Consider the following 14,075-nt stretch of genomic DNA (forward strand, 5'->3'; position numbering starts at 1 on the left):
ATCAGATATCTCCCGGAGCCGAACAGCCAGAACCAGCGGCACGGCGCGCAGATGCAATGCGCACTACCGCCGCTGAAATGTCCACGGCGTTGTCACCACCCAGGTCGGCAGCACACAGCGAAATGGTGCCACTGGTCGCGGCGCCCACCTGTACGAAACCACTGGACGAAAAGCCGATGCGCGCAGAACCTGCCAGGTTGGCGCTGGGCACCAGGCGCAACCCGGGATGCACCGTGATCGAACGCAACACCGTGGGCACCCCACTTTTCGTCGACAGCACGATCCAGCGTGAGCCCACGCTACCGGAGCAGGTGTTGCCATCGTTGCTGGCACACAGTGCGGTGGTAGAACGGCGTGCCAATGCCTCGGAACGTGCAAGCTGCAAGGCTGCAATCATTTCGTTGCTGCTGGAAACAACCCGGTTGTGCCTGATCATGTTGCTGAAAGCCGGCACTGCGATCGCACCCACGATCGCTATCACCGCGACAGTCACCATCATCTCAACCAGGGTGAAGCCCCTGGCGCGCGCGCGCCCCGCCCTGCAACCCCTTGCTGGCCGAAACCTGACCATGCGCAAGCTCCCCATATTGTCTAAGCTGACACGCTAAGCCAGCCTCCCACACCATAGCCAGCCCCTGCCGATGGACGGTAATTCATTCATGACCAATGGCGGCCCCCACCCCAGGCCAGCCACCGGGCAAGCGATCACCCCGCTTGACGCCCTGTGGAAGGCCCCCGCCATCATCTGGACCATCATTGCCGGCGAGGGCCTGGCGATCATCCTGGCACTGGCACCGGAGATCAGCGGCAGTCGCTGGGTGTTGTTCGGGGTGCTTTCCTTGATGGTGCAGTGGGTGTCCCTGTCCGCACTGGGCGCCCTTTACCTGTTGCGCGCCCCGCTGTCCCGCCTGCCCCCCACCTGGGTAGCCAACATCACCTTGCTGCTGCTGGTGGTATGCAATCTGCTGGTCTGCACCGCCTGCTGGTGGCTGCTCAAGGCACTATGGCCGATGTCGGCGGGCAACTGGCTGTCCGCACTACTCCGTTTCACCGGCATCGTCCTCACCTTCGGACTGCTCGGCGTGGCCGCCTTCCAGAACCATTGGCGTGCCCGCCAGCTCGCTGTACGCACCAAGCAAGCCGAACTTGAAGCCCTGCAGGCACGGATCCGCCCTCACTTCCTGTTCAATACGCTCAACACCGGCGCGGCATTGGTACACCAGCGCCCGGAAGTCGTCGAACACCTTCTACTGGATCTGGCCGACCTGTTCCGCGCCGCGTTGGCCGGCCCACAGGAGATTGCCCTTGCAGACGAGATCGCCCTGACCCAACGCTACGTCGAGATTGAAAAACTGCGCTTTGGCGAGCGCATGCGTATTTACTGGGATACGCCAGCCCCCCTGCCCACCATCAAGGTGCCAACGCTGTCCCTGCAACCATTGGTTGAGAACGCGATCCGCTATGGCATTGAACCCTACGCCGAAGGCGGCGACGTCAACGTCACCGTCCGCCAGGAAGTGAACCAGGTGAGGGTAACGATTGAGAACGCACTGCCGCCAACGGGCTACGCACCGATGCGCGGCGGTCACAAGGTCGGCCTGGAGTCATCCAAAGCCCGCATCCAGGCCCTCACTGCAGGCCTTGGCGATGTGGCAACACATTCGACGAATGGCCGCCACATCACCACAATCACCTTACCCGGCTGATACTCAGGCAACGACCTGATAACACGGTCGGTACTCACCGGAGATCTTCATCCGGCGCTGCTCTACAAACGCGCGCAGCAGCTCGTCCAGGGCCTGCATCATCTCGGTATCGCCGTGGATCTTGAACGGGCCGAATTCCTCGATCCGGGCCATGCTCTCTTCCTTTACGTTGCCGGCGACGATGCCGGAAAACGCGCGGCGCAGGTCGGCAGCAAGGTCCGGGGCCGGACGCCCCTTGTGCAGGTCCAGGCCAGCCATGGCCTCGTGCGTAGGCACGAACGGCTGCTGGTAGGGCAACGGGATCTCCACCTGCCAGTTGTAGAAGAACGAATCGCGCTGCGCCAGGCGGAACTCGCGCACACGCTTGATGCCTTGCGACATCTTGCGGGCCACGCCGACCGGGTCACCCACGATGATCTCGTAACGCTCCGCCGCCTTGTCACCCAGGGTCAGGCGGATGAAACGGTCGATCTGCTGGAAGTACGGCGCGGCAATGGCCGGGCCGCTGAGAATCAGCGGGAACGGCAGATCCTTGTTCTCCTCGCTCAACAGGATGCCGAGCAGGTACAGGATCTCTTCGGCGGTACCGACACCACCCGGAAACACGATGATGCCGTGGCCGAGACGGACAAACGCCTCCAGGCGTTTCTCGATGTCCGGCATGATCACCAGATGGTTGACGATCGGGTTCGGCGACTCGGCAGCGATGATGCCCGGCTCGGTGATGCCGATGTAACGGGTATTGGTCTTGCGCTGCTTGGCATGGGCAATGGTGGCGCCCTTCATCGGCCCCTTCATCGCACCCGGGCCGCAACCCGTGCAGATGTCCAGGCCGCGCAGGCCCAGCTCATAGCCAACCTGCTTGGTGTACAGGTATTCGTCACGCGAGATCGAGTGACCACCCCAGCACACGACCAGGTTCGGGTCGCTGGGCTGCAGGATGCGCGCATTGCGCAACACGCCGAACACCGCGTTGGTGATGCCGTCAGAGGTCTCAAGGTCGGAGGCGTACTCCGGCCCCAGCTCGATGGCCATATAGGCCAGGTCGCGCACCACCGAGAACAGCAGCTCGGCGATACCGCGGATGATCTCGCCATCAACGAAGGCCACCGCCGGCGCATTGCTCAGGTCGATGCGGACACCACGGTCCTGCTGGGTCACCTGCACATCGAAGTCCGGATACAGGTCGCGCGCAGCGCGCGGGTCATCCGAAGCACTACCACTGGTCAGCACCGCAAGTGCGCAGCGACGCAGTAGTTCATGCATGCCACCGCCAGAAGCATCACGCAACCGCGCAACCTCGGCCCGTGACAGCACGTCCAACCCACCACGCGGATAAATCCGTGCGTCCTGCACCGGCAGCGCCCTCGCTGCCCCTTCGTTCTTGGTCATTTCCACTTCAACTCCATTCATTGGCGATCGACTTTAGCGCTACCCCCAATAAAAAGAAAACGGCCGGGTTGCCCCGGCCGTTCACCTGTTACTTCATTTCAGCCTGACCGATCAGAATTCGTAACGCAGGGTCAGCAGGGCCGACCAGCGCGAAACGACACGATGCGGGTAACCGGTGTTGGAGTCATACGTGGCCAGCTTCTCCGGGTACTGGTTGCCGAGCCTGTACTCGTAGGTACCATCCGTCTTGATACCGGCCAAGCCAGCCAGATAACGGGTGTCATAGCCCTGCGACTGTTGCTCCGTCACGCCCCAATCCTTGTTGAGCATGTTCAGGACATTGAAGATGTCCAAGCGAATGATCGACTTGTGTTCCTTGAAGAAGCCCGGCAGCTCCTGCTGCAGACTCACGTCGAACTGGTTCACCCACGGGTAGCGGGCGCCATTGCGCTTGGCGATCTGGCCACGGTGCGAAGACAGGTACGGGTTGGCGTCGATGAACGCATGGAACGCTGCAATCTGCTCGGCGGTTGCATTGCCGTAGCTCACGTTCGGATCGTTGACCAACGGGATGTACGCCGGATCCTGGAAGATGCGGTCGCCGTTCGGATCTCCATCGATGATCCAGGTATACGGCAGGCCGTCACGACCGTTGTAGAACGCGGTGAAGCTGGTCTTGTAGTCACCGAAGAACGCGTGCTCCCAACCGAACGATGCCTTGATCGAGTTGCGCACTTCACGGCTGGCGGTCGAAGCGATTTCTTCGTTCGGATTCAGACGCGATACGAACTGGTAGCCCGACCACGCCTGCGACGAGTTGTCCGAACCTACTTCGGTCGCCTTCGTGTAGGTATAGCTCAAGTTGCCGTACCAGCCATTAGCCAGCGGCTTGTTCAACGAGAACGTCACCGCCGTCGAGGAACCCTTGTCGGTGTTGCCCAGCTTGGTGGAGTTGTATTCGAAAGCGGTATTGCGGCCGCAGTTCTTGTTGGAGCTGCTGATCGAACCAAGGTTGCAGTAGTAGTAGTCACGGCCATCAGCCAGCTGACCCTGCACTTCACCGATGTTGATCGCCTGGTAGAACACGCCATCCTTGTTCTTGATGTGCTGTGCTTCCACCGAGCCGATCAGACCCATCCACGGCAGTTCCGCGTCATAACCCAGGCTTACCTTCCAAACGGTCGGCAGCTTGAAGTCAGGATCGATGGTATCGACCTGCTTGGCCACGCCATCGGCGGTCATGTTCGGCGGGAACGGCTGGTTGTTGGAGTCCGGGCTGAACGGGTACTGGCTCGGATCGTACGAGGTGAACGAAGCAGCGGTCACGCCGTTGTTCTGGTACGGGTTGGCCAGCCACACGAACGGCGGCACGCTCTGGAACAGGCCGATACCACCGCGCAACTGCGAGTAGCGCTCGGTATCAAAGGTGTAGTTGAACGCAGCGCGCGGCAGGACGACCTTGTTGCTGGCGCCCAGGCGGTAGTCATTGCGATAACCGAATGCTTCTTCAAAGCCAGGCGTGGTCGGCGGAGCCTTGTTGGCCTTCGGGATATTGACGCGCACGCCGTAGGTCAGCGACAGGTTGTCATTGACTACCCAGGTGTCCTGGACGAACGGGCTGACCTGCGTATAGACCATCGCGGCAGCGGTGTCGTTGACGCCGTACTGGCCAATCGGCTGACGGACGTTGTACGAGTCGTACTGACCAGCTTCGAAGTCGGCGATGCTGGCGAAGGTGTACACACCGTGCAGGTCGCGACCATACAGGTTGAACACATCGTTGCGCATGTAATCCACACCGAACTTCAGCGTGTGGTCGTTCAAGTACCAGTTGGCAAACACCGTCGCGGTGAGCTTCTCGGTATTGATCTGGTTCTCGTGACGGTTGCGATCCTCACCCAGACGGATACCGTTGCCCAGGGTGGTGTTGTTGGCCGTGGTGATGTTGATCGTCGGCAGATTCAGCGGGTTGCCGTTGATCTGATCGAAGGTCTGGTAGCTGACCTTGGCCTCGGTGGAGAAATTCGGGCTCCAGTCGCTGAACAGCTGCAACGAGGTGTTCTTGGTCAGGTTGTCCTTGTTGTACCAGCGGCTGCTCAGGATCACCGAGTTGCTGTTGGCATCGTAAGGCTGCGGCAGGAACTCTTCGGTACGCTGGTGGGTCAAGCTCAGACGGTGACTGTCATTGATGTTCCAGTCGATCTTTGCCAGGTAGCGCTTGCTGTCCAGGTTGACGCCGAAAGCGCCATAGGTACCAGCGTCGAAGCCGTACTTGTTCTTGGCGATGTCGATGACCTGGTTGATCTCGTCCATCGAGATCACACCGTTCTCGTAGCCATCCGCATTGGACGAACCACCGAAGTTGGTCACTTCCTGCTCTTCGTACGAGGCGAAGAAGAACAGCTTGTCCTTGACGATCGGGCCGCCCAGGGTCACGCCCTTGGTGGCATCCTTGTCAAAGCCGCCGTAATTCTGGCCATTGCGCGAACCGACCATGTCATCGGCATTCTTGTACGCGTAGTACACCGAGCCGTGGAACTCGTTGGTACCGGACTTGGTCACTGCATTGACGGTTGCGCCAACGGTGTCGGAACCGACGTCATAGTCGGACACCTTCAGGTCGTAGGCTGCAATGGTGTCGACCGAAATCGGCGAACCCGCATACGGCATGCCGTTGGCGTTCAGGCCGAACGGGTCGCCCTGGGACAGGCCATCGACCGAGATGTTGTTGTAACGGTTGTTGACGCCTGCAACCGAGATGGCGCCGGTGCCCTGGTCGGTTACCGTGATACGCGGATCAAGGCGCGCCACGTCATCCAGCGAACGGTTGCCCTTCGGGGTCAGGTCCAGCTGGCGGCCGCTGATCGAGGTGCCCACACCCTTGTTGTCCGGGTTGAAGGTGTCCATCAGACGCGAAGCGGTGACTGCAACGCCAGCCATCGTGGTGACGTCGCCGCCGAGCTGGGCGTTGATCGCGCCGACCTGGTTCAGGTTGAGGTAAACACCCTCTTCGGTCTTGGTGCCTTCGCCCGGCTTGGTGATGGTGATCGTGTACGGACCACCAACGCGCAGGCCGCGCGCGGAGTAACGACCCGAATCATCGGTGACTGCGCGGCTGACCGTGCCCGACTCGGTGTGGGTGATCGTGACTTCAGCGCCAGCAACCGGCTGGCCGCCGACGTTGGTGACCTGACCGCCGACGCCGGCAGAGGTGCTCTGTGCGAAAGCCGGTGCAGCCGCAAGAGCGACGACAAGACCAAGTGCAAGCTTGGACATCTTGATACGCGGGTGATTCATAGGTGGGTAGCCTCGAAACGAGTTGGCGATTGAGAAAAAACGCGATCCATCAGCCCCGGGATCAACCGAGCGCCTGATCGTCTTGAATCTTGGGGGTCCCTTCCGAGGCGGTTACAGCCGCAACGGTTAAGATAAGGTTAACACGGTAATGACAATTTATGACTGCAAGAAGACAGCGGTATTGCGCTGCAGCAGTTCCCCCTACGGCGGATCAAGCAGTTAGCGGATTGACGCCAGATAGGTCCCCAGACCATCCAGCAGCATTTGTACCGAAATTGCGACCAACAGCATGCCCATCAGGCGCTCCAGCGCGGTCAGCGCGCGGGCACCCAGCAGCTTGTACAGCAGGGTTGCGGACATCAGGATCGCCGCTGTCCCACCCCAGGCCAGCAGCAAGGCCAGGCTCCAATCACCCAGGCGCGACGGCTCGTTGCTCCCCATCAGCATCACCGCCGCCATGCCCGAGGGCCCGGCGACCAGCGGAATCGCCATTGGCACGATGAACGGCTCACCGTCCGGCACCGCCCCCATCAGACCCTCCGGGCGCGGGAAGATCATGCGGATGCCGATCAGGAACAACACGATGCCGCCAGCAATGGCCACCGACTCCTGGCGCAGGTGCATCAGCTCCAGCGCGTATTTGCCGCCCCATAGAAAGGCCATCAGGACTGCCAGCGCTATCAGCAACTCGCGCACCAGCACCACCCGCTGACGCCGGGGCGTCAACGGTTTGAGCAGGCTGAGGAATACCGGGATGTTGCCCAGCGGGTCCAGGATCAGAAACAGCAGCAAGGCCGCTGAAAGGATCGTCACGGGGCCAGGTCCAACACCTTTCCACGCCACTGCGCGCCGCTGGCCGCGAGCAGCTGCACGCTGGCGGCGGCATAGTTGGCGGGATCCACCGGCGCCGCGTCTTCTTCATGGGTGAACGCACGCGCCCGCAGCCCGGTACGCATCGGCCCCGGCTGCATGCCACAGACCCGGACCGGACCGTTGCGCAGCTCATGGTGCAGGCTCTCGATCAGCCCGCGCAGCCCGTACTGGGCTACCCCGTAACCGCCCCAATAGGCCTGCCCCACCCGTCGCGGATCATCCAGCGCGAACACCACGGCCGCGTCCTCACGCTGCCGCAGCAAGGGCAGGCAGGCCTGGGTCAACCAGGCACGGGCAGTCAGGTTGACGTGGATGGCACGGGCGAAGGCGGCCGGGTCGCCGGATGCAAACGGGGTCAGCCCGGCAAAATCGGCCGCGCAATGCAACACACCGTCCAGCCGCCCAAGCTCGGACTCCAGCCGTTCGGCCAAAGCCGCGTAGTCATCGGGGCTGGCCCCCTCCAGATCCAGCGGATAGAGCAATGGCTCCGGGCCGAGTTGTGCGGCGCTGTCGTAGACGCGATTGAGCTTGGCGACCTTGCGGCCCAGCATCACCACCGTCGCGCCGGCCTCCGTGCAGGCCCGGGTCGCCGCTGCGCCCAGACCGCCCGCAGCACCCGCGATCAGAATTACCCGACCAGCCAGGTCGGCGCCCACGTCACCCCGGGGCTGGGCGCTCACGCTTGCCCGGCCTCGGCAACGATGCGCTTGAGCTCGCCGGACTCCAGCAGCTCCAGAATGATGTCGCAGCCGCCAATCAACTCGCCGTGCATGAAGAACTGCGGGAAGGTCGCCAGGTTCGAGTAGCGCGGCAGATTGGCTCGCACCTCAGGGAACTCGAGCAGGTTGACCGTGCGCAGATTGATTGCCCCGGCTGCCGTCAACGCCTGTACCGCGCGGCTGGAAAAGCCGCACATCGGGTACTGCGGCGTACCCTTCATGAACAGGACAAGGGGGTGTTGCTCTACCTCAGCCTGGATTTGTTCCATCACCGGCATTCGAATTCTCCCTACTGCGAAAGAACGGCCCGTCCTGGTCGGATAGACTTTCCCGTGGTTGACCATTGTAAGCCGAGCCGGCCAACTCCCGGCGCCCTGCCCCGAAAAGAATCTCCGATGCCCGTCCAACTTCCTGAACTGCCCTACGCCCGTACCGCACTGCAGCCACACATTTCCGCCGAGACCCTGGACCTGCACCACGGCAGGCACCATCGCGGCTACGTGGACGCGGTCAATGCGCGCATCGCCGGCACCGAGCTGGACGCGCTGTCGTTGGAGGAGATCGTGCGCAACAGCCAGGGCAGCCTGTTCCAGGCGGCGGCGCAGGCATGGAACCACGACTTCTTCTGGCAATGCCTGCACCCGCGCGCAGGCGGCGACCCGCAGGGAGTGCTGGCCGAGCACATCAACCGTCAATTCGGCGATGCGCAGAAACTGCGGGAAGAGTTCAATCGGGCCGCCCTGGGCGTGTTTGGCTCGGGCTGGACCTGGCTGGTGCAGCACCCGGACGGCAAGCTGGCCGTTGTCAGCACCCGCAACGCCAACACCCCATTGACCGGCGACAGCACGCCCTTGCTGGTCTGCGATGTCTGGGAGCACGCGTATTACAGCGATTACCAGAATGATCGCGCGCGCTTTCTGCAGGCGTTCTGGAAGCTGGTCAACTGGGACTTTGTGGAAGCACAGCTGCGCTGAGCGCCCGCGAGGGCAGGCATGCAGGGCTTTGGCTTTGCTCCTACGCCGTCATTCCCGCGCAGGCGGGAATCGCTCCTGCTCCTGCTCCAGACTCGGAACTACTTGTGCACTTGAGCAACGCGCGCGGCTACTGCAGAAGCACAGAAGCCAGAGCGATTCCCGCCTGCGCGGGAATGACGATCTGAAAGTTCTCTGAGTGAGCCAGAAGCAAAACCCGCCTCACTCGTGCGCAGCCACCGCATCCAGCACCCGCGCCGAATACACCAGCGCAGCGCCAGCATTGAGCGCCACCGCCACACCCAGCGCCTCGGCGATTTCCTCGCGGCTGGCGCCCTGCTTCAAGGCAGCGTCGACATGGGTGGTGATGCAACCATCGCAGCGGGTGGTCACCGCCACCGCCAACGCGATCAATTCGCGGGTCTTGCCGTCCAGGTGGTTGGTCTGCGCGCCTGCGCCGCTCAGGGTGATATAGCCCTTGAGCGTATCCGGCGAGAGCTTGCCGAGTTCGCCGATACGGCCCTTCAACTCACGACGGTAGTCATTCCAGTCGAGCATGGCTGGGTTCTCCAGTTGGGACTGGAGAACCTTACGCCGGCAAAGATTAGTTCGCCGTCATGTCGCCGCGACGCAGGACCTCAACCACCGGGGCGACCTGTTCCTGCCGACCCAAGGCCTCACCCACACGCAGCAAGGCATCCGCCAGCGCCGCCGGCGCGTCATCACGCAGGTTGGCGTGACCGACCTTGCGACCCTCGCGGGCCTGCTTGCCGTAGTCGTGCCAATGACCAGCAGCTTCGCCCAGCACCGCCTTGGCGTCGGGCATCTGCCCCAGCCAGTTCAGCATGCAGGCGTGGCCGAGCATGCGGGTATCGCCCAGGGGCAGGCCAAGCACGGCGCGGATATGGTTCTCGAACTGCGAGGTTTCCGCACCATCGCTGGTCCAGTGACCCGAATTGTGCACGCGCGGCGCCATCTCGTTGGCCAGCAGCGCATCGCCACGGCAGAACAGTTCCAGCGCGAATACGCCAACGTAGTCCAAGCGCTCGGCAACACGGCGCGCATAGGCAATCGCGGTCGCCTGCTGCTCGGCAGACAGCGCAGCCGGCGCCAGACTGGCCGACAGCACACCGTCCACATGCCAATTGGCGGTCAGTGGCCAGGCGCGGAACTCGCCGTCGCGGCCGCGCACGGCCACCACGCTGACTTCCCGCTCGAATGCCACAAAGCCCTCGAGGATCAGCCCGGTCTTGTCGACCTGCGCACCCAGCGTCTGCCAGGCGGTATCGATGTCCGCCGCGTCACGGATACGGAACTGGCCCTTGCCGTCGTAGCCCAACCGCCGCGTCTTGAGAATGCACGGCATGCCGAACTCGGCAGCCTTGGCGGCCAATTCATCGCGGCTGCGGATATCGGCAAATGCTGGCAGCGCTATGCCCAGTTCCTGGAACAAGGTCTTTTCACTGAGCCGATCCTGCGCCACCGCCAGGGCGGCCGGATTCGGGAACACCGGCTTGCGTTCGGCCAGCCAATGCGCGCTGGCAGCCGGCACATTTTCGAAATCGAAGGTGATCACGTCGACCTTGGCCGCGAACTCGGCCAATGCCTCGGTGTCATCGAAGTTACCCACCTGCAGCGGCGCCACCTGCCCCGCGCACGCATCGGCGGCCGGATCGAACACCACGAAACGCAGGCCCAGCGGAGCTCCCGCCAGCGCCATCATGCGAGCCAGCTGCCCGCCACCGAGAATACCAACCGTGATCATTGGCGCGGATCGTCCGCAGCCATCACATCTTCGGTCTGGCGCGCGCGGAAGGCGTCCAGCGCGGCACCGATCTGCGGCTGCTCGGCGGCCAGCATGGCCGCGGCGAACAGGGCCGCATTGGATGCGCCCGCGTTGCCGATGGCAAAGGTCGCCACCGGGATACCCGCCGGCATCTGCACGATCGACAGCAACGAATCCATGCCATTGAGTGCCTTGGACTGCACCGGCACGCCCAGCACCGGCACGGCGGTCTTGGCAGCCAGCATGCCCGGCAGGTGCGCCGCACCACCAGCGCCACCGATGATCGCGCGCAGGCCACGCGGGCCCGCCTGCTCGGCATAGCTGAATAGCACATCCGGGGTCCGGTGTGCGGAAACTACCTTCACTTCATACGGAACGCCCAAAGCATCAAGCTTCTGGGCGGCGTGCTGCATGGTTTCCCAGTCTGAGCGGGAACCCATCACGATGCCGACTAGCGGCGCGGGGTGGTTGGGGGTCATTGGCCGTCACCTGCTGCAAAGACGTATTCTAGCCGTCTTCCCCGCAAGACCACGAACTGATGGACCGCAAACTGCTCGACCTGCTCGTCTCCCCCGACACCCGCCAGCCGCTGTTCCTGCTGGAAAGCGCCGGCCTGGAAGCCCTCAACCGCGCCATCGGCAGCGGCGGCGTGACCCGCGCCGACGGCAGCCCGCAGGCCCAGCCACTGCGCGAGGCCCTGATCAGCGGCGACCGCAAGCAGGTCTTCCGCGTCGATGACGGCATTCCAGTGCTGCTGGCCGATGAAGCCATCGCCACCGCCCAGATCACCGACTTCCCGGCCAAATAATGCTGCCGCACCCGCCGCTGGCCCCGCCGCAGGAACAGATTGACGCCGATGTAGCCCGCGCCCTGGCCGAGGACATCGGCAGCGGCGACGTCACCGCCGCACTGTTGCCCGATGCCGCCGACGTCGCCTACCTGCTGTGCAAGCAGGACGCGGTGATCGCCGGCCGCCCCTGGTTCGACGCCACCCATCGTGCGCTGGACCCGCAGGTCCGGATCGATTGGCGGGTACTGGAAGGCGAGCACGTCAGCGCCGGAACGGTGCTGGCCACACTGAGCGGCCGCAGCCGCAGCCTGGTCAGCGCCGAGCGCACCTCGCTCAACTTCCTGCAGACCCTGTCCGGCACCGCCACCATCACCGCGCGCTACGTCGCGGCGGTGGCAGGCACCAGGGCGCGCATCCTCGACACCCGTAAAACCCTGCCCGGCCTGCGCCTGGCGCAGAAGTACGCGGTGCGTTGCGGCGGCGGCGACAACCACCGCATCGGCCTGTTCGATACGGTGATGCTGAAAGAAAACCACATCCGCGCCGCCGGCTCATTGACTGCCGCCGTGCACGCCGCACGCGCACAACAACCCAAACTGCCCCTGGTAGTGGAAGTGGAAGACCTGCAGCAGCTGCAGGAGGCACTGGCCGCCGGTTGCGAGCGCATCCTGATCGACGACTTCAGCGCAGCGATGCGCCGCGATGCGGTGCGCATCACTGCCGGGCGGATTCCACTGGAAGTCTCCGGCAGCGTCGACATGACCACGTTGCGCGCCATCGCCGAAGACGGCGTGGACTGCATTTCCATCGGCGGACTGACCAAACACGTGCAAGCCATCGATCTGTCGCTGAAGCTGGGCCCGCCACCACGCTGACTCACGGCATGCACACGGTCCCGGCTGCGACACTCCCCCAATATCCCCCGCGGAGCCCGCTGTGGCATACCGATTCCTGTTGTGCGGCCTGACCCTGCTGTTACCCACCCTGCCGGCGATGGCAGCCGAAGCCTGTGACGTGCCGCCGCGCTATGGCCTGAGCGAAACCGCCAAGGCCGTGGTTGCGGCGGCCTGCGGTGAACACCGCCTGTGGTATCGCCCCTTCATCGACCGCGATGGCCGCATCGCCAGCCTCGGCGTTACCGAGGCCGAGAACGAGCATCTGGCTGACAACGGCCTGATCGCCTGGCAGCGCGTCGTCGGCTATTGGCGCGATAGCGGCACGCTTGGCCCGATGGGCGCCATTGCCGGCGCCAGCAGCTGCGCGCAGCCGGCCGGAAACCGCTATACCGATACCGACTGCCGCGCGTTCCTGATCGACAACCCGTGGTCGGCCGCTTTCATCTCCTGGGTGATGACGCGCGCCGCCGTGCCCGGCTTTACCCGATCACCGCGCCATATCGACTACATCCGTGCCGCCTACCAGGGCGGCAGCAACGGCATGCCGTATCGCCTGGCCGACCCGGCCAGCGAGAAGCCGGCGCCCGGTGACATGCTGTGCTTCCTGCGCGACCGCAGCAGCACCTTGAACTACGCAGGCTTGATCCAGGCACTGGGCAGCGGCCGTGCCGGCAACTGGAAATCGCACTGCGAAATCGTGGTCAGCGCCAACATGGGCGGCGACCGCACGCTCTACCTGGTCGGCGGCAATGTCGCCAATTCGGTGGTGATGCGCAAGCTCATGCTTGATCGCACTGGCCTGCTCGAGTTGCCAAAAGCCAACGCTGCGCAGGTGCCGAGCTCGCCGATTGAACAACGCTGTTCACCCGGCCAGGAGGAAGAGTGCAACCTCAATCGACAGGATTGGGCCGCACTCCTGAAGTTGACCGCGACCAACCCGGCGCCGGTATTCAATTCGACCGCGCCGTTGCCGCCACCACCGGACAAGCCGATTCCAACGCCTGTCACTCACTGAGGCTTGCTGGCGCGCCGGCATCAACCGCAAACAGAGGGCTGCGCATGGATGAGCAGATCGCCTAAAGTGCTCGCATGCCTACCCTTCTTATCCTGATGATTGTCGGCGCGATTGGTTTTGCGTTCTGGGACCGCTCCCGCGCCGCTGCCGACCGCGCCACCGAACTGGGTCGCAACGCCTGCCGCGCTGCCGACGTGCAGTGGTTGGACCAGAGCGTGCACAGCACCGGCCTGCGCCTGTGCCGCCTGCCCAACGGCTGGCTGGGCTTCGAACGCAGCTTCCGTTTCGACTATTCCTATGATGGCCAGGATCGCCATACCGGCCGCATGGTCTTGCGCGGCCGCGAACTGGTCTCCTTCAGCGGCCCTGCCGCCGCACAGATCGGCCGCCTGCGCAAAAGCACCGAAGAAGCCGAAGACATCTGATCCAACCGGTAGTGCCGAGCCATGCTCGGCAGGGGCGTTGCCGACAATCCCATAACGCTGCACTGACTGGTAGTGCCGAGCCATGCTCGGCAGGGGCATTGCCGACAATCCAATAACGCTGCACGTTTTTTGTGGGAGCGGCGTCAGCCGCGAAGCCAAGGTCCTTTCAGGTCGCTGGCATGTCCGCACCTTCCAGTACATCAGC

The 14,075-nt window shown here is 63.5% G+C and carries 15 protein-coding genes; 6 read left to right on the plus strand and 9 right to left on the minus strand.

The genetic code is table 11. The annotated features are described in order from the left end of the window. Nucleotide 1: 1 nt before the first annotated feature. Entirely contained in the window at nt 2-586 is a 585-nt protein-coding gene (locus QMX78_RS06755; protein WP_343239193.1) for a GspH/FimT family pseudopilin, read from the minus strand. A gap of 55 nt (nt 587-641) precedes the next feature. On the opposite strand from QMX78_RS06755, the gene QMX78_RS06760 reads away from it, so the two are divergent. Further along, complete coding sequence (locus QMX78_RS06760) at nt 642-1,706, plus strand: histidine kinase (RefSeq protein ID WP_282267772.1); 1,065 nt, start codon at nt 642-644, stop codon at nt 1,704-1,706. Between the two features lie 3 nt (nt 1,707-1,709). On the opposite strand, the gene ppnN is transcribed toward QMX78_RS06760, so the two are convergent. The 5 genes from ppnN to grxD all read right to left on the minus strand — a co-directional run bounded on the left by ppnN (nt 1,710) and on the right by grxD (nt 8,265). Then, nucleotides 1,710-3,098, minus strand: a complete 1,389-nt coding sequence (ppnN, locus tag QMX78_RS06765) for a nucleotide 5'-monophosphate nucleosidase PpnN (protein ID WP_282267774.1) — start codon at nt 3,096-3,098, stop codon at nt 1,710-1,712. A gap of 111 nt (nt 3,099-3,209) precedes the next feature. Then, nucleotides 3,210-6,395, minus strand: coding sequence for a TonB-dependent receptor (locus tag QMX78_RS06770; protein WP_282267776.1), 3,186 nt, complete (start codon nt 6,393-6,395; stop codon nt 3,210-3,212). Between the two features lie 219 nt (nt 6,396-6,614). Next, nucleotides 6,615-7,208, minus strand: a complete 594-nt coding sequence (locus tag QMX78_RS06775; protein WP_282267778.1) for a YhgN family NAAT transporter — start codon at nt 7,206-7,208, stop codon at nt 6,615-6,617. Next, a complete protein-coding gene (locus tag QMX78_RS06780; protein WP_282267780.1) occupies nt 7,205-7,948 on the minus strand; it encodes an SDR family NAD(P)-dependent oxidoreductase in 744 nt (247 codons plus the stop codon). Before QMX78_RS06780 ends, QMX78_RS06775 begins: the two co-directional genes overlap by 4 nt. Further along, nucleotides 7,945-8,265 (minus strand): Grx4 family monothiol glutaredoxin, encoded by a 321-nt coding sequence (grxD, locus tag QMX78_RS06785; RefSeq protein WP_282267786.1) that lies wholly within the window; start codon nt 8,263-8,265, stop codon nt 7,945-7,947. Before grxD ends, QMX78_RS06780 begins: the two co-directional genes overlap by 4 nt. A 117-nt stretch (nt 8,266-8,382) precedes the next feature. Between grxD and QMX78_RS06790 the strand changes: the two genes are divergently transcribed. Next, nucleotides 8,383-8,961, plus strand: coding sequence for a superoxide dismutase (locus QMX78_RS06790; protein ID WP_282267788.1), 579 nt, complete (start codon nt 8,383-8,385; stop codon nt 8,959-8,961). 219 nt (nt 8,962-9,180) lie between these two features. On the opposite strand, the gene QMX78_RS06795 is transcribed toward QMX78_RS06790, so the two are convergent. Genes QMX78_RS06795 through purE form a run of 3 tightly spaced genes read right to left on the minus strand, consistent with a single transcriptional unit; the run spans nt 9,181 to nt 11,223 of the window. Then, nucleotides 9,181-9,516 carry a carboxymuconolactone decarboxylase family protein gene (locus tag QMX78_RS06795; protein WP_282267792.1) on the minus strand — a complete coding sequence of 112 codons (336 nt, stop codon included), beginning with the start codon at nt 9,514-9,516 and terminating at the stop codon, nt 9,181-9,183. 46 nt (nt 9,517-9,562) lie between these two features. Further along, the gene (locus QMX78_RS06800; protein ID WP_282267795.1) at nt 9,563-10,723 is read right to left on the minus strand and encodes a 5-(carboxyamino)imidazole ribonucleotide synthase; all 1,161 of its coding nucleotides are present in this window, start codon (nt 10,721-10,723) and stop codon (nt 9,563-9,565) included. Beyond that, the gene (gene purE, locus QMX78_RS06805) at nt 10,720-11,223 is read right to left on the minus strand and encodes a 5-(carboxyamino)imidazole ribonucleotide mutase (protein ID WP_282267797.1); all 504 of its coding nucleotides are present in this window, start codon (nt 11,221-11,223) and stop codon (nt 10,720-10,722) included. The genes QMX78_RS06800 and purE overlap by 4 nt, the downstream gene beginning before the upstream one ends. A 59-nt stretch (nt 11,224-11,282) precedes the next feature. Between purE and QMX78_RS06810 the strand changes: the two genes are divergently transcribed. The 4 genes from QMX78_RS06810 to QMX78_RS06825 all read left to right on the plus strand — a co-directional run bounded on the left by QMX78_RS06810 (nt 11,283) and on the right by QMX78_RS06825 (nt 13,870). Continuing rightward, on the plus strand, nt 11,283-11,552 hold the full coding sequence (locus QMX78_RS06810) for a Trm112 family protein (RefSeq protein ID WP_282267799.1): 270 nt from the start codon (nt 11,283-11,285) through the stop codon (nt 11,550-11,552). Further along, the gene (gene nadC / locus QMX78_RS06815; RefSeq protein WP_282267801.1) at nt 11,552-12,409 is read left to right on the plus strand and encodes a carboxylating nicotinate-nucleotide diphosphorylase; all 858 of its coding nucleotides are present in this window, start codon (nt 11,552-11,554) and stop codon (nt 12,407-12,409) included. Before QMX78_RS06810 ends, nadC begins: the two co-directional genes overlap by 1 nt. Before the next feature lie 118 nt (nt 12,410-12,527). Continuing rightward, nucleotides 12,528-13,445: a DUF2272 domain-containing protein gene (locus QMX78_RS06820; RefSeq protein ID WP_282267807.1), complete on the plus strand. Its 918-nt coding sequence runs from the start codon at nt 12,528-12,530 to the stop codon at nt 13,443-13,445. A gap of 74 nt (nt 13,446-13,519) precedes the next feature. Then, complete coding sequence (locus QMX78_RS06825; RefSeq protein ID WP_282267803.1) at nt 13,520-13,870, plus strand: DUF3301 domain-containing protein; 351 nt, start codon at nt 13,520-13,522, stop codon at nt 13,868-13,870. The last annotated feature ends 205 nt before the right edge of the window (nt 13,871-14,075 follow it).

The organism is Stenotrophomonas sp. PS02298 (genome assembly GCF_029959445.1).
GTDB lineage: Bacteria > Pseudomonadota > Gammaproteobacteria > Xanthomonadales > Xanthomonadaceae > Stenotrophomonas.

What these genes read in the sequence shown, in the direction of transcription:
- QMX78_RS06755 (WP_343239193.1), bottom strand. Translation starts at nt 586, where the DNA reads ATGGGGAGCTTGCGCATGGTCAGGTTTCGGCCAGCAAGGGGTTGCAGG.
- ppnN (WP_282267774.1), bottom strand. Translation starts at nt 3,098, where the DNA reads ATGACCAAGAACGAAGGGGCAGCGAGGGCGCTGCCGGTGCAGGACGCA.
- QMX78_RS06790 (WP_282267788.1), top strand. Translation starts at nt 8,383, where the DNA reads ATGCCCGTCCAACTTCCTGAACTGCCCTACGCCCGTACCGCACTGCAG.
- grxD (WP_282267786.1), bottom strand. Translation starts at nt 8,265, where the DNA reads ATGCCGGTGATGGAACAAATCCAGGCTGAGGTAGAGCAACACCCCCTT.
- QMX78_RS06820 (WP_282267807.1), top strand. Translation starts at nt 12,528, where the DNA reads ATGGCAGCCGAAGCCTGTGACGTGCCGCCGCGCTATGGCCTGAGCGAA.
- QMX78_RS06810 (WP_282267799.1), top strand. Translation starts at nt 11,283, where the DNA reads ATGGACCGCAAACTGCTCGACCTGCTCGTCTCCCCCGACACCCGCCAG.
- QMX78_RS06825 (WP_282267803.1), top strand. Translation starts at nt 13,520, where the DNA reads ATGCCTACCCTTCTTATCCTGATGATTGTCGGCGCGATTGGTTTTGCG.
- QMX78_RS06770 (WP_282267776.1), bottom strand. Translation starts at nt 6,395, where the DNA reads ATGAATCACCCGCGTATCAAGATGTCCAAGCTTGCACTTGGTCTTGTC.
- QMX78_RS06795 (WP_282267792.1), bottom strand. Translation starts at nt 9,516, where the DNA reads ATGCTCGACTGGAATGACTACCGTCGTGAGTTGAAGGGCCGTATCGGC.
- nadC (WP_282267801.1), top strand. Translation starts at nt 11,552, where the DNA reads ATGCTGCCGCACCCGCCGCTGGCCCCGCCGCAGGAACAGATTGACGCC.
- QMX78_RS06800 (WP_282267795.1), bottom strand. Translation starts at nt 10,723, where the DNA reads ATGATCACGGTTGGTATTCTCGGTGGCGGGCAGCTGGCTCGCATGATG.
- purE (WP_282267797.1), bottom strand. Translation starts at nt 11,223, where the DNA reads ATGACCCCCAACCACCCCGCGCCGCTAGTCGGCATCGTGATGGGTTCC.
- QMX78_RS06760 (WP_282267772.1), top strand. Translation starts at nt 642, where the DNA reads ATGGACGGTAATTCATTCATGACCAATGGCGGCCCCCACCCCAGGCCA.